The following is a 22,175-nucleotide window of genomic DNA, read 5'->3' on the forward strand; positions in this document are numbered from 1 at the left end:
ATCAACAGACTAGTTTAATGTTTAAAAAAGAAGGTGCCCTAAAAGTTATACTTTTGGAATACCTTCTTTTTTTGTTTGTTTTTTGAACTTTTTCTTGCGAAAAGGTTCCACCTTTCTTAAAATTTTCAAAAAGTTGTAATAATTGCAACCGTTTTCGGGAATAATAGCTGTTAGAATAAGTAATAAGGATGGTGAAACCAATGAGAAAGCCTAGAAAACGTTCATTCGCAGAACTTGTATTAGAAAATAAATCACAACTTTTAAAAGACCGTGCTGCTATGGAAAAAATTGAGCAGCGCTTAGAAGAAAAGCGCCTCGGTAAAGCAGAGTAATCACATTTGTTTCCAATCATGCTTCGCCTCCTTATGGGTAAAATGTAAGTAAGGGGGGATTGGACATGGGTAATCCAAAAAAACATTTTCAAGCTTACACACCAAGTCATTTAGGCACTCAACCTAGAGGCTTTAGTGGAAATAATGGAAAGAAAATGAATGATACTTCTGGAAAGCATGCACAGGTCATTCAAACAAAAGGTGAATAATTAAACATTTATAAGACCCGTGAGGCTCAGGCCTTTCGGGTCTTTTTGTTTGAAGTTACCATAGAATCCTGTGATAAATTTTGCTTCTCGTTACAAACTATATCTGTACCAAATACAACTTGAGGAGGAATTTGACGATGACTTATAATAACAAACCAAATCCTGATGACCGCAGCGATAACGTTGAAAAACTTCAATCAATGATTCACAATACAATTGAAAATATGGAAGCTGCTGAAGAATCACTTGCGTTAACAGATAGTGAAACACAAAGACAACAAATCCAAGCAAAGAACGAGCGCAGACGGGAAAGCATCGAATCGTTCCGTTCTGAAGTGAAAGATGAGGCAAACAACCAAGGTTAACAGCTATACTCTTAGGACCTGTTCACAAACTGAACAGGTCCTTTTTGGGATGTTTTGGATCCATTCGAATTCACAATAACGGTCCACTCGCCATTTTAAGTCCTCTTATTTTATTTGGGGTAACTTATTATGATAAGATAGTGAGTAAAACCAAGCATCAAAGAATTTAAAATAGAAGAGTGATGATTTTGAATCAATTGGAAAAAAATCGTTCTTCTTCCTTCGAGTGGATTCAAGCGTGGGAAAAAGAACTGAATGATACAGGTGTTATTTTAAATGAGGCAAAGTTACTAACCGTCATTCGCCAGGAAACGAATCCTGTGTCATTATCTAAACTGCTAACGCTTGGAGCTTTATCCAGGCTTCACCATGATATGGACGATTCGATTGCGAAAGTTTGGTTAGAGAAGGCATTAATGCTTGATCCTCATAATCAAAAAGCAAAAGAATTTGCGGTCCAATCAGATTGGAAGAAGATGGAGGAACTTTTAACTCCTCTGACCTTCCCTTCGATGCGGGAAACCGATAATCGGACAGCGAAAAAGAAAACAGCAGAAGAGTATATTGACGTATGTCAACGTTTTCTAGCGGAAGCCGATGACCACCTTCATGAATTACAGCAAATGATCGATACGGCCGCAAAAATGGATATAAATGACCTTTTACAACAATATAAAAAACTGGCCGACCTGCTTTCTGCTTCGATTGAAGAGACGGGGAGTTTATTAAAGGCGGCCGAGGAATACAACCAGTCCATAACAGGGGTTTTTCATACTTCAACCTATTATGATGATTTAAAGCTGCATATGGCCAACTTAGAAGAACTAAAACAGACCTGGAAAGAGCAATTTGTTCAAGAAGAAACGTCTGCTGCTGTATTGGAAAATGCTTTAGATCAGCTGCAAAACATGATAGGGATGGATTTAGTAAAGAAACGGGTCAATGACTTTTACCGTTTTTTAAAGTACCAGAAGCAACGGAAAGAAAGAGGGCTACAGATTAAGGATGAGCTAAGTCTTAACATGATTCTAACCGGTAATCCTGGGACAGGGAAAACCACGCTGGCTAGGTTATTAGCGAAGATTTATCACGAGCTCGGGGCTTTGCCAAGGGAGGAAGTGATTGAAACCAATCGCTCACAGCTAGTGGGATCCTTTGTTGGGCAAACGGAAGAAAATGTTCGTTCCATTGTGGAACGCTCGATTGGCGGCGTGTTATTTATTGATGAAGCCTATAGCTTAAAACGGGAGGGACAAACAGGAAACGATTATGGACAAGCCGCGATCGATACGCTTGTTTCGTTAATGACAAGCAGCGAATATGGCGGTAAATTCGCTGTTATATTAGCTGGCTATCCAGATGAGATGCGTTCCTTTTTAAATGCGAATCCTGGGTTGCGAAGCCGTTTCCCGCAATCAAACTTTATTCACCTTCCTAATTACTCGAATGAAGAATTAATTCAGATTGCCGAGCTGGTGGCAGCTGAAAATGACTATCTCCTGACAGAGGAAGCAAAGATTGAAATTGATCATCGCCTTGAAAAGGAACGAGTTGACGATACTTTTGGCAATGCCAGAACTGTCCACAATATTGTGATTGATGCGATTTTTAAAAAAGGGGCAGACAACCATACAGCAGATGGAGATATCTTTGATATGATGCTCCTCGACCAAGAAGATTTTCAAATCGAGAAAGAGACTGTTTCCGAATCTCCACAGGAAAAGCTCAACCAATTAATTGGCTTGGATTCCTTAAAGGTCGAACTAAAGACACTTATTTCATTCGTCAAAATGCAGCAATTCCGTAGATCAAGAGGTCTGCCGACTGTACCAATTCAGCTGCATGCCGTTTTTACGGGAAATCCGGGTACAGGGAAAACAACGGTCGCAAAAATCTATGCGGAGTTTTTAAAGGAATGCGGTATTTTAAAAAGAGGCCATCTCATTGTTGCGAGTCGTGCTGATTTTGTGGCTGGATATGTGGGACAGACAGCCGGAAAAACGAAGCAAAAAATTAAAGAAGCCTTGGGTGGGGTTCTTTTCATTGATGAGGCTTATTCCTTAATCAGTCAAACATCCGGTGATTTTGGAAAAGAAGTCATCGATACTCTTGTAGATGAAATGACCAAGCAAAATGAAAATTTAGTGGTCGTTTTAGCTGGATACCCAAATGAAATGAATCAATTATTAGAAAGCAATCCGGGACTGCGTTCCCGTTTTAAAAAGTTCTTCCTGTTTCCGGACTATTCAAATGAAGAGCTACTTGAAATTATGGTTAATTATGCTGGTAAGTTTCAATATCAGCTTACGGAGGATGCTAAGAACCTATTGCTTGAAACGATGGATGCCGAAACAATTATTGGGAATGGACGATTTGCGACCAATTTAGTAGACGATATGATTCAGGCACAAGCTTTACGGTTAATGAGTGATGTTATCGAAGAGGATCTTTTAGAAAAAGTGATGTACCTGGAAGTGGAAGATGTCAAACAAGCACTCGGGAAGACTTCAGGTTATTGACGAATGAAAGGAACGTTTATGGTGGAAAATTATTTTGTCTCGACAAGGGAAATTCAACTGTATTATGCGGATACAGATATGATGGGCGTTATCTATCATGCCAACTATTTAAAATTTTTCGAGCTTGGCCGGACTGGATTTATCGAGGATATTGGTTATAGCTATTTGGCTATGGAGGAATCGGGTTACTTTGCTCCGGTCTATGATATCCAAATCACTTATAAGAAACCATTAAGATATGGGGACAAGGCCTTTGTAAAGACCTGGGTATCCTTAAATGATGGCATTAAGACCATTTATTCCTATACGATTTTAAATGGCAATGATGAAATTTGTGCGGAAGGCACCTCGACCCATATTATTGTGAAAAAAGATAATTTTAAGCCAACATCTTTTAAAAGGGCTTTTCCGGAGTGGTATTTAAAATACGAGGAAATCAAGAAGAAATAACTTCTTCTATGGTCGAATTTCAACAGGGATTGAGGTGATGATGTTGGCCTTTGGTATCAAAAGACAAGAGTTAAACGAATGGAAAAGGAAAATTGATCAAGGTGAAATTGCGTTTTTAACTCATTATTGGCTGGATGACCGTTTTCCTGATTGTACCACCGTCACCAAAGTCGGATGTCTTGACCTTGACCAATTAGCTGATTGGGGTAAACGGTATGGGCTAAGGAAAGAATGGATCCATCACCGCAAGGATGGCTACTCCCATTTTGATTTACTGGGGGAACGGCAAAGAGAAATTTTACTAAAAGAAGGCTTGTTCGAACAACTTCGGCAAAAGGATAAAGGCACTCCTGAGAGTTAACATTTCAAGAGTGCCTTTTCCTATTATTTAAGCCATTGGGTCATATGCTGCTCAATTTCATTGTATTTAGAACCTGCATTTGATAAGCCATAAGCTCCAGCCTTATCTAACGGAACGATTCGAAAGCTTTTGTTTTTTTTGCTTACTACATATGTTGGCGTGAAAACGGGATTAGATAGGTCAATTTTACTGCCTTTTTCGGTGATTTGTTTGGTAATATCGATGCTGGCTAATCCACCGATATCCCTGTAATCGCCGTGTTGACCAGAGATAAAATTTCCTAATGAATAGATAACAAATGACTTTCTCCCATCTTTTGTTTTTATCCATTCCATTGGCTGCAAGACATGTGGATGGGAACCAAAGATAATATCTGCCCCTTCGTTGGCCAAAAACTGAGCCAATTCCCTTTGCTCATTGGTGGGGATTCGTTTATATTCGTCCCCCCAATGCAGGCTCATTACCACGACATCTGCTTGTGTTTTTGCCCGTGCGATTTCGGCTTTCATGACATTTTTATTGATGACATTAACAAGATAATCTTTTCCTTTTGGAAGTGGAATGCCGTTTGTTCCATATGTATAAGCTAAAAAGGCAATCTTAATTCCGTTTTTATCGATTATTCGCAGTTTTTGGCGGTCAGCCGCATTAATATAACTGCCGACATGTGGTAACCCAATCTGGTCCAAATAGGCTGATTCCGAGCGAATTGCTTGTTCGCCTCGATCTAAGGCGTGATTATTAGCGGTCGAGACGATATCTACTCCAGTATCTAGCAGTGCATTCGCAACCTGTTGTGGACTGTTGAACCTTGGATAACCGGAGAGCCCCAGTGCCAATCCGCCTAACATACTTTCTTGATTGGCGGTTAGTAAATCCGGTTTCTTCAATAGGGGTTTTACTTGTTCAAAAATAGGGTCAAAGTTATAGTCAGCCCCGTTGAAAGCATCCTGGTATACCGGTTGATGAATAAGGATATCACCAACCGCCCCCAGGGTGATCTTTTCAGTCAGAAGTAGATTTCGATTCACATTAAATAATGGACGTAACGAAAGGTTCTGGGCATGATACATTTTATCCTGAATGGCGGACTGTCTTTGTTGAATGAAGAGAATTGCGGCAATGACAATACAACTAAGCATAATGAAAATAGAAGGTAAAATGGCCTTTTTCTTCATAATATCTCCTTATGGATCATACTCGAGTTAAATGATTTTTGATCTCCTTAATCATACTATATTATATTTAAAGAGGATTTTAAAATAATTCAAGGACATTTTCACAAAAAGGTAGAAAGGAAGATGAGATGTTTAAACTAACAGAAAGTGCTTACCAAAAATTAACCGATATCATAAATCAAGAAAAAACATCAGAAGATGAGCTGCTTTACCTGCGTTTAACCATGGGGATTGGCTGAGGCGGCCCCAAATTAAATCTGTCTCTGGAAGAGCGGAAGATTGAGGGAGATCGTTCATTCGAATATAACGATCTAACCGTGATTATTCATGAAAAAGATATGGTTTACTTCAACCACACGAAACTAGATTATGTTCAAGATGTACTAGGCAATAAAAAATTTCAACTATTGCACGTATAGAAAAAATGGCTATAAAGAGACTGAATGTCCCTTTATAGCCATTTAATTTTTGGTTCCGTTTTATTGATAATTCTTTTAATATTTGCGCGGTGGCGGATAATAACAAATGTCGCTAAAAATAACACCACGATTAATAAAGGGATGTCCCAATTGTGAACCAGTCCTGATATGATGGCAAATAACACAGCTGTAATACCAGCAATCATAGAGGAGAGAGATACATATTTGGATATGTATAAACTAATAAAGAAGACCACTATTACCGTCAAAAACATATACGGTGCTGCAAATAGTACGATTCCCCCAGAGGTTGCAACGGCTTTCCCGCCCCGAAATCCGGCAAAGATTGGATAAGTATGTCCCACAACCGCAAAAATCCCAGCCAATAATGGATTCATATCAAGATGGAAAATGACAGGCAGTGCGGCAGCGAGTGTGCCCTTCAGGATATCAGCAAGTGTGACAGCTAATCCAGCTTTAACACCAAGTGTTCGAAACGTGTTCGTACCCCCTAAATTCCCACTTCCATGTTCACGGATGTCGACTTTGTAGAATGTTTTGCCCACGATGAGCCCAGATGGAATGGAGCCAAGTAAGTAGGCAAGGATCAAGACCAAGATAATTTGAATCATGAATAATTTCTCCTTCAATAAAAGATCCAGTTCATCTATTTTACCATGGAATTGCGAAAAAACACTATTCCTTTCGATGATAAGTTTAAAAGAGTTGTAAAAAAAGATAGAGAAAACAGTACTTTCATCCTGTTTTTTATAGTGATATTTTCCTTATTAAGTCTAAAGTAAGGACAATTAAAGACAATTTTATTACAAAATAATGGAGAATTTAGCAACCCTAGGTTAAAGCGATTGAATGCAGGAAAAGGTGAATCTATAATAGAGAAAAATCGTTTGATTAACTAAAAACCGGTCTTTTATCTATGAGGTAGAAGGGTCGGTTTTCTTACATAATGTTATTTATTAACTGTTAAAAGAGGTGATGGTCGGATGGCCAGAAGCGTTCTGCAATATCTTAAATATCAATACCCTGATATACGAGTTTTATATGTTGAAGATGAAACCTTTTCCCGCGAAAAACTGCTGCGGGTTTTAAATCGCCGGTTTGCCCATATCCATGTTGCCATTGATGGCGTGGAAGGATTACAACTCTATCAAAAATACAAACCGGATTTAATTATTGCTGATATTAAAATGAATCAAATGAGCGGGTTAGAGATGATTAAAAGAATCAGGGAACTAAACGAAAAGGTCCAAGTCATTGTCACCACCGCTCATGATGATAATGATTTTTTTGTCCAATCAATTGAAAACAATGTCAATCATTTTATTTTAAAACCAATTGATCTTGATTTGCTGTTACAAGCCATTCAAAAATCTGTTTACCAGATTCAATTAGAAAAAGAGTTGGAAAAACAAAAGAATCTAACCCGGACAATTCTTGATTTTCAAGATAATCTCATTTTCGTGATTGAAAATGGAGAGATTGTGGAATGGAATCAAGCCTTTTCAACGGTAACGGGGATTGGGATCCACAAGAATCATCCCGCGAGTTATCAAAGTCAGTTTCTTTCCAGTTTTTTTGTCGAGGATCCTCACTATTTTTATCCCAAGGATAAAGAGCGTTGGATAGAAGAGTTTTCAGCCACCGGGAAAAATGTAGCTAAAGTTCGCTGGAAAGGCCCGCTAGGAAATGATTATAACTATGTCATGAAAGCAGGACCGATTCCGGGCACTAAACAAATCTTATTTGTCCTGACAGATATAACCGATTTAGAGAAAGAAAGCCGGGAAAAGGAACATTTAGCCATGCTGGACCCATTAACTAGCAGTTACACCCGGCAGAAGTTCAAGGAAATTTTGGCCGGAGAAATGAGACGTGCCGAACGATTTGATCGGTCCTTTTCGCTTATTCTAATGGATATTGATTTCTTCCAAACTCTTAATAAACAATTTGGCCAAACAGCAGGAGATAAGGTGCTAATCACTGTTTCCACCATTGTCCAGCAGCGGATTCGTGAGTGTGATATGTTTGCCCGCTGGGGAGGCGAGGAATTCATCTTGCTTGTTCCGGAAACAGATGGAAATAAAGCTGTGTTACTTGCTGAATCAATCCGGTCAATTATTGAACAATATCATTTTCATACCATTGGCCAGGTTACCTGCAGCTTTGGAGTGGCAGAATTTTCTCCTGGTAAAACAAAAGCGGAATTGCTGGCAGAACTGGACCGAGCGCTTACCACTTCAAAAAATAATGGACGAAACAGTGTATCACTATACACCAAAGAAGAATAAGGAGGTGGCTAGAATGCTATTTATCTATATTTCCTTATCGATGGTGATTGGTTATATTATTTTAACCATTTGTTTATATGTATTTAAGAGCCGCGTTCTGATGAAGAAGCTAAAAGCAAGTGAACAAAGCAATCGTGAATTAGCGGAAAAGTACGAGGCCATTAATCGAAACTTAGAAAAGAAAATTCAAGAGGAAGTAGAAAAAAACAGGCAAAAGGATCATCTCCTGATTCAGCATTCCAGACTTGCTGCCATGGGTGAAATGATTGCCAATATTGGACATCAATGGCGCCAGCCGTTAAATAGTTTATCGCTTATTATTCAGGATGTGCGTGAAGAGTTTGAATTTGGTCAGCTTGATGAAATCTATATTAATAATTTCACTAAGGAAAGTATGATTCAAATCAAGCACATGTCTCGTACCATCCATGATTTTCAGAAGTTCTACAAACCGAATAACGAAAAAACCCCTTTTTCAATTGGCAGTTCAATTGAGGATGCATTGGCGATTTTTTCATCAAGTCTAAAATATTATGGGATTAAGATGGTATTTGAATACCGCGGGGAACTAATCGCTTACGGTTTTCCTAACGAATATAGCCAAGTGGTATTGAATATCTTAACCAATGCCCGTGATGCCTTTGTACAAAAGGATATTAAGGACAGAAAAATAACGATTAAATTAAGTAAAACAGCGGAATTTGTAAAGGCGGAATTCACGGATAATGCCGGGGGGATTGAGCCTTCGATCCTCGATAAAATCTTTGATCCTTATTTTACTACGAGGCCGCATGGAACCGGTTTAGGCCTCTATATGAGCAAGATGATTCTAGAAAATATGAATGGATTGGTTACGGTTGAAAACCATGAGGCAGGTGCCCGTTTTTGCCTGTCCGTACCAATGGTAAACGAGGCTGTTAAACCTGAACTCATCTCTGTTTCTTAAGGTAAGCTCCCACATGGAAGGGAGTTTTTTTATGAAATGATAATTGTTTATGAAAAAGTCATGTTTGACGATAAATATTCCCGGTTTAGCTGCAGCGCCTGGTCAAGGCGCTGTAGCTTTTCTGTTTGCAAGCGTTTTATTTTGGTTTTTATTTTCAAAAAGGGTAAAATAAAGGTAAGAATCTTAATGGGGAGTGGTCAGAATGGCAATTGAAAATCCAAGTCGTGAGGAAATCGCCGCTATTTTAAAAAAGGCTAAAAGAATTGCAGTTGTAGGCCTAAGCGACAATCCTGGAAAGGCTTCATACCAAGTATCAGAGGTCATGCAAAAGGCGGGCTATGAAATCATTCCAGTTAACCCAGCTGTCGACGAAGTATTAGGTGTCAAAGCAGTTGCTTCTCTAAAAGAAATTGAGGGACATGTCGATATTGTGAATGTTTTCCGGAGATCAGAACAATTGTTCGATGTCGCGAAAGAATTTGACGAGATTGATGCGGACGTGTATTGGGCCCAGCTCGGTCTTGCCAATGAAGAAGCCTATCAATTTTTAAAAGAAAAGGGCTATACGGTTATTATGGATCGCTGTATTAAAATCGAATATGCGATGACGAGATAAAAGCTGCTATTTTTTAGCAGTTTTTTTCTTTTATCCCCTACAATGACAGTCAAAATTGTATTACAAAAATAAGTTGTTTTTAAATACATATTTGCCAAATTGAAATAAATCGCTACAATTAAGCATAGACGCCGCAACAAGTTATGTTAAAATAAATGTGGCAAACATTAGTTCTATTGGATAAATTTAAAGGATAATGGACTCTTTAAAACGAATGTTTTACTAATTCAATTTAAAAATGGCGGTGAGCGCCATTTATGTTTTTTTAGGCAGGAAGGGGTATTTTAGTGGCAAGGAATCAGCAAGCATTTGATTACAATGATGATGCCATCCAGGTACTAGAAGGTCTTGAGGCGGTAAGAAAGCGCCCTGGTATGTACATTGGCAGCACTGATTCACGCGGTCTTCATCATCTTGTTTATGAGATCGTGGATAACTCTGTCGATGAAGCACTTGGCGGATTCGGGGATCAGATCATTGTAAGAATACACAAAGATAATTCCATAAGTGTTATGGATAAGGGTCGAGGAATGCCTACAGGCATGCATAAAATGGGAAAACCAACTCCTGAGGTTATTTTAACGGTGCTTCATGCCGGTGGTAAATTTGGTCAAGGCGGCTATAAAACCAGCGGCGGGCTGCACGGTGTTGGTGCTTCGGTTGTCAATGCGTTATCTGAATGGTTAATCGTTACCATTAAACGAGATGGCTTCGTTTATGAACAACGGTTTGAAGATGGCGGTAAACCCGTCACCACACTCGAAAAAATCGGCAAAACCAATCAAACGGGAACGACGATTCATTTTAAGCCGGATACGACGATTTTCTCGACCACAACCTATAATTTTGAAACTCTATCTGAACGGCTGAGAGAATCAGCTTTCTTGTTAAAAGGATTAAAAATTGAGATTATCGATGACCGTAATGATCTCCATGAGGTTTTTCACTATGAAAACGGAATTGAGGCTTTTGTTGAATACCTGAACGAGGATAAAGAAACTCTTCATCCAGTTGGAAGCTTCGAAGGAACTCAAAATGGGATTGAAGTTGAATTTTCGTTTCAATTCAATGATGGCTATTCCGAAAATGTCTTGTCCTTTGTTAATAACGTAAGGACGAGAGATGGCGGTACACATGAAGCCGGCGCAAAAACGGCGATGACAAGGGTGTTCAATGACTACGCCCGCAAGGTTGCTTTCCTGAAGGAAAAGGACAAAAACTTAGACGGTAACGATATTCGTGAAGGATTATCGGCGATTATTTCCGTAAGAATACCAGAAGAGCTGCTCCAATTTGAAGGACAGACAAAGGGAAAACTCGGTACGAGTGAAGCGAGATCCGCTGTTGATTCCGTGGTATCTGAACACCTTTCCTACTTCCTCGAAGAAAATCCTGATATCAGCTCGCTGTTAATCAAAAAATCAATTAAAGCGTATCAGGCCCGAGAAGCGGCAAGAAAAGCCCGTGAAGATGCACGGAGCGGCAAAAAGAAAAAACGGGGAGAAGCAGTCCTCTCTGGAAAGCTGACACCAGCGCAATCTCGAAATCCGCAAAAGAATGAACTTTACCTAGTAGAGGGTGATTCTGCGGGTGGTTCTGCCAAGCAGGGCCGCGACCGCCGCTTTCAGGCAGTTCTCCCCCTACGTGGTAAAGTTATTAATACTGAAAAAGCGAAACTGTCGGATATCTTTAAAAATGAGGAAATCAATACGATTATCCATGCGATTGGCGGCGGAGTTGGGGCTGATTTTTCTGTTGAAGACATCAACTATGACAAAATCGTCATTATGACCGATGCCGATACGGACGGCGCCCATATTCAAGTCCTATTACTCACCTTCTTTTACCGCTATATGAAGCCACTTGTCGAAGCCGGCAAGGTGTTTATTGCCCTTCCGCCTTTATACAAAGTAAGTAAAGGCTCCGGCAAAAAAGAAATTATTGAATATGCCTGGAATGAAGATGAGCTTCAGGGTGCCATTAAAAAAGTCGGCAGAGGCTACATCATCCAGCGTTACAAAGGTCTTGGCGAAATGAATGCCGACCAGCTGTGGGATACCACGATGGATCCCGAGACTCGGACATTAATTCGTGTAAAGATTGATGATATCGCCAGAGCAGAACGGCGCGTAACTACCCTGATGGGGGATAAAGTAGAGCCACGACGCAAATGGATTGAAAGTAATGTGGCATTTGGGTTAGAAGAAGATGATACGATTTTAGAAAATGAAAATATAACGGTCACAGAGGAGGGATCTGAAGGATGAGTGCACTTGAAAAGTTCCGTGACTTACCTCTAGAAGATGTCATTGGTGATCGTTTTGGCAGATATAGTAAGTACATTATCCAAGAACGTGCCCTTCCGGATGCACGGGACGGACTAAAGCCTGTACAGCGACGTATTTTATATGCTATGCATGTAGAAGGCAACACATTTGATAAAGGGTTTCGAAAATCAGCTAAGACGGTTGGTAATGTTATCGGTAACTATCACCCGCATGGTGATTCTTCCGTTTATGAAGCCATGGTACGTTTGAGCCAGGATTGGAAGGTTCGAAATGTACTTGTGCAAATGCATGGGAACAACGGTAGTGTCGATGGTGATCCGCCTGCAGCGATGCGTTATACAGAAGCAAGGCTTTCGGCGATTGCTGCGGAGCTCTTGCGAGATATTGAGAAAAACACGGTGGAATTTATTCCGAACTTTGATGATACCTCTAAGGAACCGACTGTCTTACCGGCGATGTTCCCGAACTTACTTGTTAATGGCTCTACGGGTATTTCTGCCGGTTATGCCACCGATATTCCTCCACATCATTTGGGTGAAATTATTGATGGCGTGATAATGAGAATGGATCAACCAGATTCAACGGTAGATGAGATTATGACCTTGATTAAAGGACCAGATTTCCCTACGGGTGGTATCATTCAAGGGATAGAAGGCATTAAAAAAGCCTATGAAACTGGTAAAGGTAAAATCATTGTTCGTGGTAAAGCGGAAATCGAGGAGGTTCGCGGCGGTAAGCAGCAAATTGTAATTACCGAGATCCCTTATGAAATCAATAAAGCCAATCTCGTCAAAAAAATGGATGAGTTTCGTTTAGACCGTAAAGTAGAAGGAATGTCAGAGGTCCGTGATGAAACCGACCGTACAGGTCTTAGGATTGTCATTGAACTAAAAAAGGATGCCCATGCAGAAGGTGTCTTGAACTTCTTATATAAAAATAGTGATCTTCAGGTTACGTATAACTTTAATATGGTTGCCATCTATAACAAACGCCCAAAACTAATGGGGATTCGAGAGTTATTAGATGCTTATATCGGCCATCAAAAAGAAGTTGTCACAAAAAGAACGCAATTTGACCTCAATAAAGCGAAAGAGCGTCAGCATATTGTGGAAGGTTTAATCAAGGCTTTATCGATATTGGATGAAGTGATTGCAACCATTCGTGCGTCAAAGGACAAGCGGGACGCTAAAGATAATTTAATCGCTAAATTTGCCTTTACAGAACTGCAGGCTGAAGCGATTGTTTCTTTACAGCTCTACCGTTTAACGAACACAGATATCACGGCCCTTCAGAACGAGGCAAAAGAATTAGCGGAGAAAGTGGAGGAACTTACTAGTATTTTAGCTAGTGAGAAAAAGCTTTTATCGGTCATTAAAAAAGAGCTGAAAGACGTGAAAAAACGCTTCGCAGATGAACGCCGTTCCAAAATCGAAGCGGAAATTGAAGAAATCAAGATTAATCTTGACGTAACTGTGCCAAGTGAAGATGTGATTGTCACTGTGACACAAGAAGGTTATGTGAAACGAACAAGCCAGCGTTCCTTTACGGCATCCGGCGGACAGGACTTGGCGATGAAGGAATCGGACCGTCTCCTTGCCCAGCTTGATATGAACACCAAAGATGTCTTGCTGCTCTTTACCAATAAGGGGAATTACTTGTTCTGCCCTGTTCACGAGCTTCCAGATATTCGTTGGAAAGATCTTGGTCAGCATATAGCCAATATTATTCCAATCGACCGTGACGAAGAGATTATCCATGCCATTTCCGTTAAAGACTTCGAAGTCGATGCTTATCTTGTGTTTGTAACAAAAAACGGGATGGTTAAGAAAACTGAGCTGAAAGCCTACAAAGCACAGCGGTACTCTAAACCACTTGTGGCTGTCAATCTTAAGGATGATGACCAGGTAGTTGATGTGCATCTAACGGATGGCACAAAGGAGTTCTTCTTAGTCACCCATTTGGGCTATGCATTATGGTTCCATGAGGAAGAGATTAGTATTGTCGGCCAGCGGGCGGCAGGTGTAAAAGGGATTAACTTAAAAGAAGACGATGTGGTGGTTGGCGGTAAGCTGATTACGCCAAATAGCAGTGAATCGATTGTAGTCGCTACCCAGCGCGGTGCTCTTAAACGAATGAAGTTAAAAGAATTTGAAAAAGCAACTCGTGCCAAGCGTGGGGTTGTCATTCTAAGGGAGCTTAAAGCAAAACCGCATCGAATTACCGGTTTTGTCATCGCAAATGAACAAGATCTTATTATTATTGAGACGGAAAAAGGCTACACAGAAACATTAAAAACAGCGGATATTAGCTATAGTGACCGTTATTCGAACGGCTCGTTTATCCTTGACGAGGACGAAAACGGCAAAGTAAGCCATATTTGGAAAGTAGCTGCTACCGACCCAATAACTGAATAAAACGATGAAAAGAACCTCCTTAGAAAAAAGGAGGTTCTTTTCATTTTTTTCCCAATAATGGACATACTAAGTAAAAGAAAAGGATGTGGAGGGGAACTGGATGAAAAAAGAGATGCTGTTAGTCATCGTTTCGTTTTTTTTTATATCACTTACGACCATTACGGGTGTATATGCGATTGAAGAAAATATTAGGACTGTTACGATTTCCAAACAAGAAGCGGATCTGACGGGAGATGGGCAAAATGAGACCATTTGGTTAAAAGGGGTACCCTCTCCAGACGAAGAAGATTACTTGAAAAGTGTCTTTATTGATATCCGGGCTTCAAATGGCAGAACCTATAGCTTTCCCTTAGAAAGCGGTACGAAGGCATCCTTAAAGTTAGTAGATTTAAACCATGATGGTTTGAAAGATTTATTTGCTAATGTCCTAACAGGTGACAGCGAAGGGAATGTAATCAGCTATTTGTATAGCTTAAAGAATTTTGTCCGGACCGACTTAACCGTTCCTGAACCGCTAGAAATGGATGCAAAATTTAAAAATGGCTACAAAGCGGAAATCAAATTAACCAAAACAGGAAAATCCTATCTTTTTGATTTGAAAAATCGCCAGGAATATTATAAAAAACTAGGCTTTTATTATCGTGGGAAATTAAATGAGCCAACCGAATTAACGGTTAACTCCTATTCTAATGTAAAACCAATTCAAATCGACGATCAAAAAATGGGATTAAAAGGGCAGCAAAAAGTAACCGGGATCGCCAATGCTGATATTATCGCCTTTGTTAATTCGATTTGGTATTATGATCATGGTCACTGGAAACTCTTTAAAGCAGAGGTAACCCATTAATTGTTTTTCATAATAAGCCATCAAAACACAGAAAAAATTTCTGTGTTTTTTCTTTTAGTTAGTAATTGACGTATTGTTGTAACGGGAATATACTTAGGTCTATAAATAATTAAGCTACCTAACTATTAGGATAGAAAATAAAATGAGGTGAAGAAAGTGGCTCATTTTGAAAGTGAGACTGCGCAAAAACTAATGAAGGCTTTTCAGCAATTTCGTAAAACGGGCTGGCATGAAAAGAAAATTGCTGGTTTTAATCCAAGTGAATTCAGAGTGCTCGCTCTGCTTCAACGAGCAAATGAGAATAACAGTGAACTGAAGGTTTCAGAAATCAGCCAGAAACTCAGAGTAACACCGCCTACCGTGACGCAAATCATCAATGTTCTCGAAAGGGATGGTTTTATTGAACGGACCATTCATCCAGCGGACAGACGCTCCGTAAAGATCAGTTTGACTAAAGAAGGGCTTCAAGCAACTGAACAGGCTAGACAGAAATTTGCCAATACCTTTCTAGGTCTGATTGATTATCTAGGGGAAGCGGAAAGCGTGCAGTTAGCAGAATTGCTTTTTAAAGTTCATGATTACTTCAATCAATTGGAAAATCAATAAAAGAAAATGAATATGGAAATGGAGTGGAAGCAACTTGTTAAAATTGAGTAAATACCTTAAACCATTTCAAATCCCGATCTATGTTGTCCTTGTGCTAGTGCTGTTACAATCTCTATCAGAATTGTATTTACCTACACTAATGTCTGATATCGTAGATAAAGGGGTCGTAACGGGAGACACTCAGTATATCTGGAAAATTGGCGGTTATATGCTTCTAGTAGCTTTAGGCGGAATGATTTGTTCAATTGCCGCAAGCTTTTACTCAGCCAAGGCCGCATCGGGATTCGGCAGGTTATTACGGAGCAAAGTCTTCTCACATGTTGGAAACTTCTCATTAAGTGAGTTTGATAAGCTTGGTACAGCTTCCCTTATCACTAGAACAACAAACGATATTACGCAAATCCAGCAGGTTATGATTATGATGCTGAGAATGATGGCCGCTGCTCCAATGATGTGTATTGGCGGAATTATCATGGCCTATTCAAAAGATGCTAAGCTTACAGGGGTCCTTGCCGTAGCGATTCCTATTTTAATTGTGGCGATTGTGGTCATTGCTAGAAAAGGGATTCCGCTTTTTAAAGCCATGCAAGTAAAATTGGATAAACTCAACCGTGTGTTACGGGAGAATTTAACAGGTATTCGTGTTATTCGCTCCTTTAACCGGGTTGAGCATGAGAAAAAACGCTTTAATGAAGCCAACTGGGATTTAACGCAGACAGCGATAAAGGTAAATAAAATTATGGCGGCAATGATGCCGATTATGATGGTTGTGCTCAACCTGACGACGGTGGCGATTGTTTGGTTCGGCGGCCATCGGATCAGTAATGGAAACATGGAAGTTGGGGATATGATGGCCTTTATTCAATACGCCATGCAAATCATGTTCTCGTTCATCATGTTATCGATGATGTTTGTGATGATTCCAAGAGCTTCTGTTTCGGCAGTTAGAATTAACGAAGTGTTGGATACTACTGCCGATATTAAGGACCCAGCTTCCACAGCATCTATCGAAGGCGAAAGAGGTCATGTGGAATTTCACGATGTGACCTTTAGCTATCCTGGTGCGGAAATGCCAGCCATCTCTAACATTTCTTTTTCGATGGACCCAGGAGAAGTGACGGCGATTATTGGAGGAACAGGCTCAGGTAAATCCACACTTATTAATTTAATTCCACGTTTTTATGATGTGGATAGTGGTCAAGTAAGGGTGGACGGAACAGATGTTCGAAAAATGACACAGGAGCAGCTTCGTCAAAAAATTGGTTTTGTTCCACAGCAGGCGATTCTCTTTACTGGTACGATTGCCGAAAATATCCGTTATGGAAAAGAAGATGCTACAGATGAAGAAGTTCGTCATGCGGCTGAAATTGCTCAGGCAAATGAATTTATTTCATCCATGCCTGAAGGATTTGAATCCACGATTGCGCAGGGGGGAACAAATGTTTCGGGTGGTCAAAAACAGAGACTTTCGATTGCGCGTGCCCTTGTAAGAAAGCGGGAAATCTATATCTTTGATGATAGTTTTTCAGCATTAGATTTTAAGACGGATGCCAAGCTGCGGGCGGCCTTAAAAGAAGAAACCGGTCAATCAACGGTCTTAATTGTGGCGCAACGGGTAAGTACGATTATGAATGCCGATCGAATTATTGTCTTAGATGATGGAAAGGTCGCTGGAATCGGCACACATAAAGAACTCATGGAGAATAGTCCTGTTTATCGTGAAATTGTGATGTCACAGCTGTCAGAGGAGGAAATTGCATGAGTGCAGACTCTAAAAATCAACCTGGCGAGGGTTCACCAAGAAGAGGTCCAGGCGGGGGATTTGGTCCTCGGGGAATGGGGATGCCTGTTCAAAAAGCAAAAGATTTTAAAGGAACTCTTAAAAGACTCATCGTCTACTTAAAACCATATAAATTGCAGCTCATTTCTGTCCTGATCACAGCCATCATTAGTACGGTCTTTTCTATTGTCAGCCCGAAAATAATGGGGAAGGCGACAACAAAACTCTTTGAAGGGTTAATGATGAAGCTAAAGGGTGTTCCCGGCGCTAAAATCGATTTTGACTATATTGGTCAAATCATTTTACTATTAATCGGCCTCTATATATTGAGCGCCATCTTTGCTTATTTACAGGGTTATATCATGGCAGGGGTGGCCCAAAAGACCGTTTATAATCTTCGGAAAGAAGTAGAAGAAAAGCTGAACCGGATGCCGTTAAAGTACTTTGATTCAAAGACACATGGTGAAATACTCTCAAGGGCCGTCAATGATGTAGATAACATCAGTACCACTCTCCAGCAAAGCTTAACACAGCTGATTACATCGGTTGTTACCTTAGTCGGCGTGATTGTGATGATGTTGTCGATCAGTCCATTAATGACCTTAATTGTGATTGTGACCTTGCCGCTCAGCTTTATTGCAACGGCAAATATTGCGAAAAAGTCCCAACAGTATTTTAAAGGACAGCAAAAATCTTTAGGCCAGTTGAACGGTCATGTAGAGGAAATGTATACGGGCCATAAAGTGGTTAAGGTTTTTGGCCATGAAAAAAGATCCATCGAGGAATTTGAAAAAATCAACGAAAAGCTTTATCAATCAGGCTGGAAAGCCCAGTTTGTGTCGGGAATGATCATGCCGCTTATGTCGTTTATCAATAATATCGGCTATGTGCTTGTATCGGTGGCAGGCGGCCTATTGGTAACAAAAAAAGCGATTGAAATCGGCGATATTCAAGCTTTTATCCAATATGCCCGTCAGTTTTCGCAGCCAATCGCGCAAACTGCACAAATCGCGAACGTGATTCAATCGACGATTGCCAGTGCAGAACGTGTTTTTGAAATTTTAGACGAAACAGAAGAGGTTCCAGAAGCGGTTCTGCCAAAAGAAATTCCATCCCCAGATGGGAACGTCAGCTTTGAGCATGTTTCCTTTGGTTATAAAAACGATGAACTGCTAATCGAGGATATGAATATCGAGGTAAAAGCAGGCCAAAAGGTGGCTATTGTTGGCCCGACTGGCGCTGGTAAAACGACGCTGATTAATTTATTAATGCGATTCTATGAGCTTAATTCTGGTAAGATATTAATCGATGGAATTGATACGAGAGAGCTAAAAAGAGAGAAACTAAGAAGCTTATTTGGTATGGTGCTTCAGGATACATGGCTGTTTAACAGTACCATCCTAGATAATATCGCTTACGGTAGAGAAGGGGCGTCCGAAACGGAAATTATTGCTGCATCGAAAGCCGCAAACGCTGATCACTTTATACGTACACTTCCAGAAGGCTATGAGACAATTTTAAATGAGGAAGCTTCGAATATATCTCAAGGTCAGAAACAATTAATTACGATTGCACGGGCTATTCTGGCAGATCCAGCGATCCTCATTCTTGACGAAGCAACGAGCAGTGTTGATACCAGAACAGAGGTACAGATTCAAAAGGCAATGGATTATTTGATGAAGGGACGTACAAGTTTTGTCATCGCACACCGGTTATCAACAATCCGAGACGCAGATTTAATCCTGGTGATGAATCATGGTATGGTTATTGAAAAGGGAACGCATACAGAATTAATAGCTAAGGGCGGATTCTATGCGGATTTATATAATAGCCAGTTTACCGGTCAAAAAAATGTGGGATAAAATAAAGCGCTTAGGAGTTTCCTAAGCGCTTTATTCAATGATTGTTTCTTTTTACATTGAAACGGGAACCTCATATACTAAGTGAATTATAGAGGAAGTGAACAATATGCTGAATTCGCTGTCAAAAGCAGAAGCGAAAGATAAAATCAGAGAAGTGAAACCATGGGTACGGCGTTTTGGCCGCTTAGGTTATATGGCTAAAGGCCTCGTGTATGGAATGATTGGGGTACTCGCAGCATTAGCAGCATTCGGATCCGGAGGCGGCATGGCTGGAACATCTGGTGTTCTTCATTCATTGGCCGGAATGCCATTTGGTGAGATTGCATTATGGATTATCGGAATTGCTTTAATTGGTTACATCATTTGGGATTTTATTAAAGCGATTAAGGATCCTGAAAATGACGGCACTGATGCTAAAGGACTGATTAAAAGAACTGGTTATTTCATCAGTGGAGTCATTTATACGAATTTAGCATTTGGTGCAATAAAATTAGCTAGTCACACGGGGTACAATGGTGGTGACAACTCAGGAAAAACGATTTCGGCTAAGTTAATGGATCAGCCTTTTGGTGTATGGATAGTTGGAATAGTAGGAGCAATTATTACTGTATATGGTATTTTCGAACTTTATAGTGGTGTAAAAGAGAAATTTATGTCTAAATTCAAAACCTATGAAATGAATGATAAAGAACGTAAAATCGCACGACTGTCTGGTAAGCTAGGCCTGATTTCAAGAGGGATTGTTCTAAGTATGGTCGGCTTTTTTTTCATTCGCGCAGCATACACACATAACCCAGATCAATCAAAAGGGATTGGCGGTGCTTTAACAGCATTAGCAAACCAGCCATTCGGACAGTTTATACTGGTAATAGTGGCAGTTGGACTGATTTTATATGGTGTCTACCAAATTATTATAGGAAGATATCAGCATATGAATTTTGGGTATGATGGAAAATAGTATAGAGTTAAGTGATGATTAAGCTACCGCGATTAATACTGTCGTGGCAACTGTATAATGGTACCACTGGGAAGTTTATTGGAAATCTCGACCCTACTGGCTTCACGGGTCAATTCCATCCTCGTGCTTTGGTCATTGGTCCTGACGGTTTGCTGTATGTTTCCGTTCGTAACATTCCAGAGCCAGAAGGCGGCAATGTGCTGCGCTTCAACCCGAAAACTGGGAAGTTCCTTGGAGTATTTATTGAGAGCAACGCGGTCAACGACCTTAATCGTCCTGAAGGCTTGGTGTTCGGTCCCGTTGGTAACCTATACATCACCAGTTTTCAAAGAGACGCTAACGACACTGATAAAATTCTGATTTTCCACGGGAAAACGGGCAAGTTTCTCGATAAGATTGACCTTGATGTGGTCGGACAGCCGCGCGCCTTTGCACAGGCACTCCTGTTCGGTCCCGATGGAAAACTGTATGTCCCTATTACTGGCAACGGTCCTGATACCGGTTCAGTGCGTCGATACAACGTCCATCATCATCGTAAGACGTTCGATGTATTCATGCCTCCAGCTTTATTGGGAGGATCGTTAGGGATGCCGTAGTATCTGACATTTGAGCATACAACCCCCGCAACACTAGCTTACAAGAATAACCAGGCAGGAAGCAGCAATCATCATCACCATCATGAGGAAAGTAGTGACGAGAGTAGTAATTAAAAATTGAACTTATAAGGAAAGACCGTTCTAACGTTTTAGAGCGGTCTTTTTGGACAAGTTGTTCTAAAAGGGCAGATTCAAATTTACTATGAGTTGTTTAACAAGGTTAAAATTATGATAAAGCTCATTCGATCAGGTTGTTGTCGCAGCCTATTGGCAAGTTCCATTATTCTAGTTATTAATTGTTACGTCAGATGAGTTTATCCATACAAAATCTTTAAAACTACGAATAATTGTAAACTGGTGAACTTAAACTATAGAGTGCTTGAGTTTTAGAAGGGATTGCTGCGGCGATCCTTTTTAGTCAGTAAAGAAAGGGGTTTTCTATACAGGTATAGAATAAGTAGTTATATTTGTTAAGGTGGTGTTTTGATGCTTCAACATGAATATAGATGGGTTCGACAAACTAGAGGAACTCTGTTAGATTTTTGTAGAAATGTAGATCCTAATCATTTTACACATACAAATGGATTCGGTTGGCAAAGTGTAAGAGATTCATTGGTTCATATAGCTGATTGCTATGTTGCATGGCTCGGCTCATTTGTTTTAATGAAGACGAAAAAACCTCTTACTCCTAGGGAAGAATTACAAAAATTCAGTTTAGAGCAAATAATAGCACGATTTGAACATGTGGATTCAATAGTAAATGAATTATTAGAACTACATGGACATAATTTAAACGTGCTAATTGAGAGAGAAATCCCTTGGAGAGAAGCACCTGAACTATTATCTATTACTCCTTGTAAATTGCTAATGCACACCATCACTCACGAGTTTCATCACAAGGGTCAAATAGTAGCAATGCTTCGTCAGATGGGTTATGAGCCCCCAAATACAGATGTATTAGGAACAGATGATTAATTTAATCTAGAAGTAATTAGGGCGATGTTTAATTGACATTGCCTTTTTGGTTGAGAAAGTTTGTGAAGTACCGTACTTAAAGTAAAGGCTGCATGTGCGACCGAGCATTGGTCGTATCATATAGCGGGTGGGATTCCCGTCAAGT

Annotated in this window: 20 protein-coding genes; 18 read left to right on the top strand and 2 right to left on the bottom strand. The window is 40.1% G+C overall.

Annotated features, from left to right (window positions below; translation table 11 throughout):
• Positions 1 to 200 precede the first annotated feature (200 nt).
• The 6 genes from V7077_RS23750 to V7077_RS23775 all read left to right on the top strand — a co-directional run bounded on the left by V7077_RS23750 (position 201) and on the right by V7077_RS23775 (position 4,236).
• Positions 201 to 332 carry an FbpB family small basic protein gene (locus tag V7077_RS23750; protein ID WP_160723454.1) on the top strand — a complete coding sequence of 44 codons (132 nt, stop codon included), beginning with the start codon at positions 201 to 203 and terminating at the stop codon, positions 330 to 332.
• Between the two features lie 65 nt (positions 333 to 397).
• The gene (locus tag V7077_RS23755; protein ID WP_160723456.1) at positions 398 to 541 is read left to right on the top strand and encodes an acid-soluble spore protein N; all 144 of its coding nucleotides are present in this window, start codon (positions 398 to 400) and stop codon (positions 539 to 541) included.
• A gap of 137 nt (positions 542 to 678) precedes the next feature.
• The gene (gene tlp, locus V7077_RS23760; RefSeq protein WP_335506547.1) at positions 679 to 906 is read left to right on the top strand and encodes a small acid-soluble spore protein Tlp; all 228 of its coding nucleotides are present in this window, start codon (positions 679 to 681) and stop codon (positions 904 to 906) included.
• 182 nt (positions 907 to 1,088) lie between these two features.
• On the top strand, positions 1,089 to 3,425 hold the full coding sequence (locus V7077_RS23765) for an AAA family ATPase (RefSeq protein WP_335506549.1): 2,337 nt from the start codon (positions 1,089 to 1,091) through the stop codon (positions 3,423 to 3,425).
• A gap of 3 nt (positions 3,426 to 3,428) precedes the next feature.
• Positions 3,429 to 3,875: an acyl-CoA thioesterase gene (locus V7077_RS23770; RefSeq protein WP_335506551.1), complete on the top strand. Its 447-nt coding sequence runs from the start codon at positions 3,429 to 3,431 to the stop codon at positions 3,873 to 3,875.
• Positions 3,876 to 3,918: 43 nt separating this feature from the next.
• Positions 3,919 to 4,236 (top strand): hypothetical protein, encoded by a 318-nt coding sequence (locus V7077_RS23775; RefSeq protein ID WP_335506586.1) that lies wholly within the window; start codon positions 3,919 to 3,921, stop codon positions 4,234 to 4,236.
• A 23-nt stretch (positions 4,237 to 4,259) separates the two neighbouring features.
• Here V7077_RS23775 and V7077_RS23780 read toward each other — a convergent pair whose 3' ends face one another.
• Positions 4,260 to 5,414 carry a CapA family protein gene (locus V7077_RS23780; protein WP_335506553.1) on the bottom strand — a complete coding sequence of 385 codons (1,155 nt, stop codon included), beginning with the start codon at positions 5,412 to 5,414 and terminating at the stop codon, positions 4,260 to 4,262.
• A gap of 451 nt (positions 5,415 to 5,865) precedes the next feature.
• Entirely contained in the window at positions 5,866 to 6,465 is a 600-nt protein-coding gene (gene plsY / locus V7077_RS23785) for a glycerol-3-phosphate 1-O-acyltransferase PlsY (RefSeq protein WP_335506554.1), read from the bottom strand.
• Positions 6,466 to 6,837: 372 nt separating this feature from the next.
• On the opposite strand from plsY, the gene V7077_RS23790 reads away from it, so the two are divergent.
• From V7077_RS23790 to V7077_RS23845, 12 genes are all read left to right on the top strand, one after another.
• On the top strand, positions 6,838 to 8,142 hold the full coding sequence (locus tag V7077_RS23790; RefSeq protein WP_335506556.1) for a GGDEF domain-containing response regulator: 1,305 nt from the start codon (positions 6,838 to 6,840) through the stop codon (positions 8,140 to 8,142).
• Between the two features lie 13 nt (positions 8,143 to 8,155).
• Positions 8,156 to 9,088 (top strand): sensor histidine kinase, encoded by a 933-nt coding sequence (locus tag V7077_RS23795; protein ID WP_335506558.1) that lies wholly within the window; start codon positions 8,156 to 8,158, stop codon positions 9,086 to 9,088.
• 202 nt (positions 9,089 to 9,290) lie between these two features.
• Positions 9,291 to 9,704 carry a CoA-binding protein gene (locus tag V7077_RS23800; protein WP_335506560.1) on the top strand — a complete coding sequence of 138 codons (414 nt, stop codon included), beginning with the start codon at positions 9,291 to 9,293 and terminating at the stop codon, positions 9,702 to 9,704.
• A 287-nt stretch (positions 9,705 to 9,991) separates the two neighbouring features.
• The gene (parE, locus tag V7077_RS23805) at positions 9,992 to 11,971 is read left to right on the top strand and encodes a DNA topoisomerase IV subunit B (protein WP_335506562.1); all 1,980 of its coding nucleotides are present in this window, start codon (positions 9,992 to 9,994) and stop codon (positions 11,969 to 11,971) included.
• Entirely contained in the window at positions 11,968 to 14,406 is a 2,439-nt protein-coding gene (gene parC / locus V7077_RS23810) for a DNA topoisomerase IV subunit A (RefSeq protein ID WP_335506564.1), read from the top strand. Before parE ends, parC begins: the two co-directional genes overlap by 4 nt.
• A gap of 100 nt (positions 14,407 to 14,506) precedes the next feature.
• Positions 14,507 to 15,253, top strand: a complete 747-nt coding sequence (locus V7077_RS23815; RefSeq protein WP_335506566.1) for a hypothetical protein — start codon at positions 14,507 to 14,509, stop codon at positions 15,251 to 15,253.
• 156 nt (positions 15,254 to 15,409) lie between these two features.
• Positions 15,410 to 15,859, top strand: a complete 450-nt coding sequence (locus V7077_RS23820) for a MarR family winged helix-turn-helix transcriptional regulator (protein WP_335506568.1) — start codon at positions 15,410 to 15,412, stop codon at positions 15,857 to 15,859.
• Positions 15,860 to 15,893: 34 nt separating this feature from the next.
• A complete protein-coding gene (locus tag V7077_RS23825; protein ID WP_335506570.1) occupies positions 15,894 to 17,621 on the top strand; it encodes an ABC transporter ATP-binding protein in 1,728 nt (575 codons plus the stop codon).
• Positions 17,618 to 19,501, top strand: coding sequence for an ABC transporter ATP-binding protein (locus V7077_RS23830; protein WP_335506572.1), 1,884 nt, complete (start codon positions 17,618 to 17,620; stop codon positions 19,499 to 19,501). The genes V7077_RS23825 and V7077_RS23830 overlap by 4 nt, the downstream gene beginning before the upstream one ends.
• 106 nt (positions 19,502 to 19,607) lie before the next feature.
• Positions 19,608 to 20,459 (top strand): DUF1206 domain-containing protein, encoded by an 852-nt coding sequence (locus V7077_RS23835; RefSeq protein WP_335506574.1) that lies wholly within the window; start codon positions 19,608 to 19,610, stop codon positions 20,457 to 20,459.
• 14 nt (positions 20,460 to 20,473) lie between these two features.
• The gene (locus V7077_RS23840; RefSeq protein WP_335506576.1) at positions 20,474 to 21,055 is read left to right on the top strand and encodes a hypothetical protein; all 582 of its coding nucleotides are present in this window, start codon (positions 20,474 to 20,476) and stop codon (positions 21,053 to 21,055) included.
• Between the two features lie 486 nt (positions 21,056 to 21,541).
• Positions 21,542 to 22,030, top strand: a complete 489-nt coding sequence (locus V7077_RS23845; protein WP_335506578.1) for a DinB family protein — start codon at positions 21,542 to 21,544, stop codon at positions 22,028 to 22,030.
• Positions 22,031 to 22,175: the final 145 nt, after the last annotated feature.

Source organism: Neobacillus vireti, assembly GCF_036962465.1.
In the GTDB taxonomy this organism is placed as follows: domain Bacteria; phylum Bacillota; class Bacilli; order Bacillales; family Cytobacillaceae; genus Neobacillus; species Neobacillus vireti_B.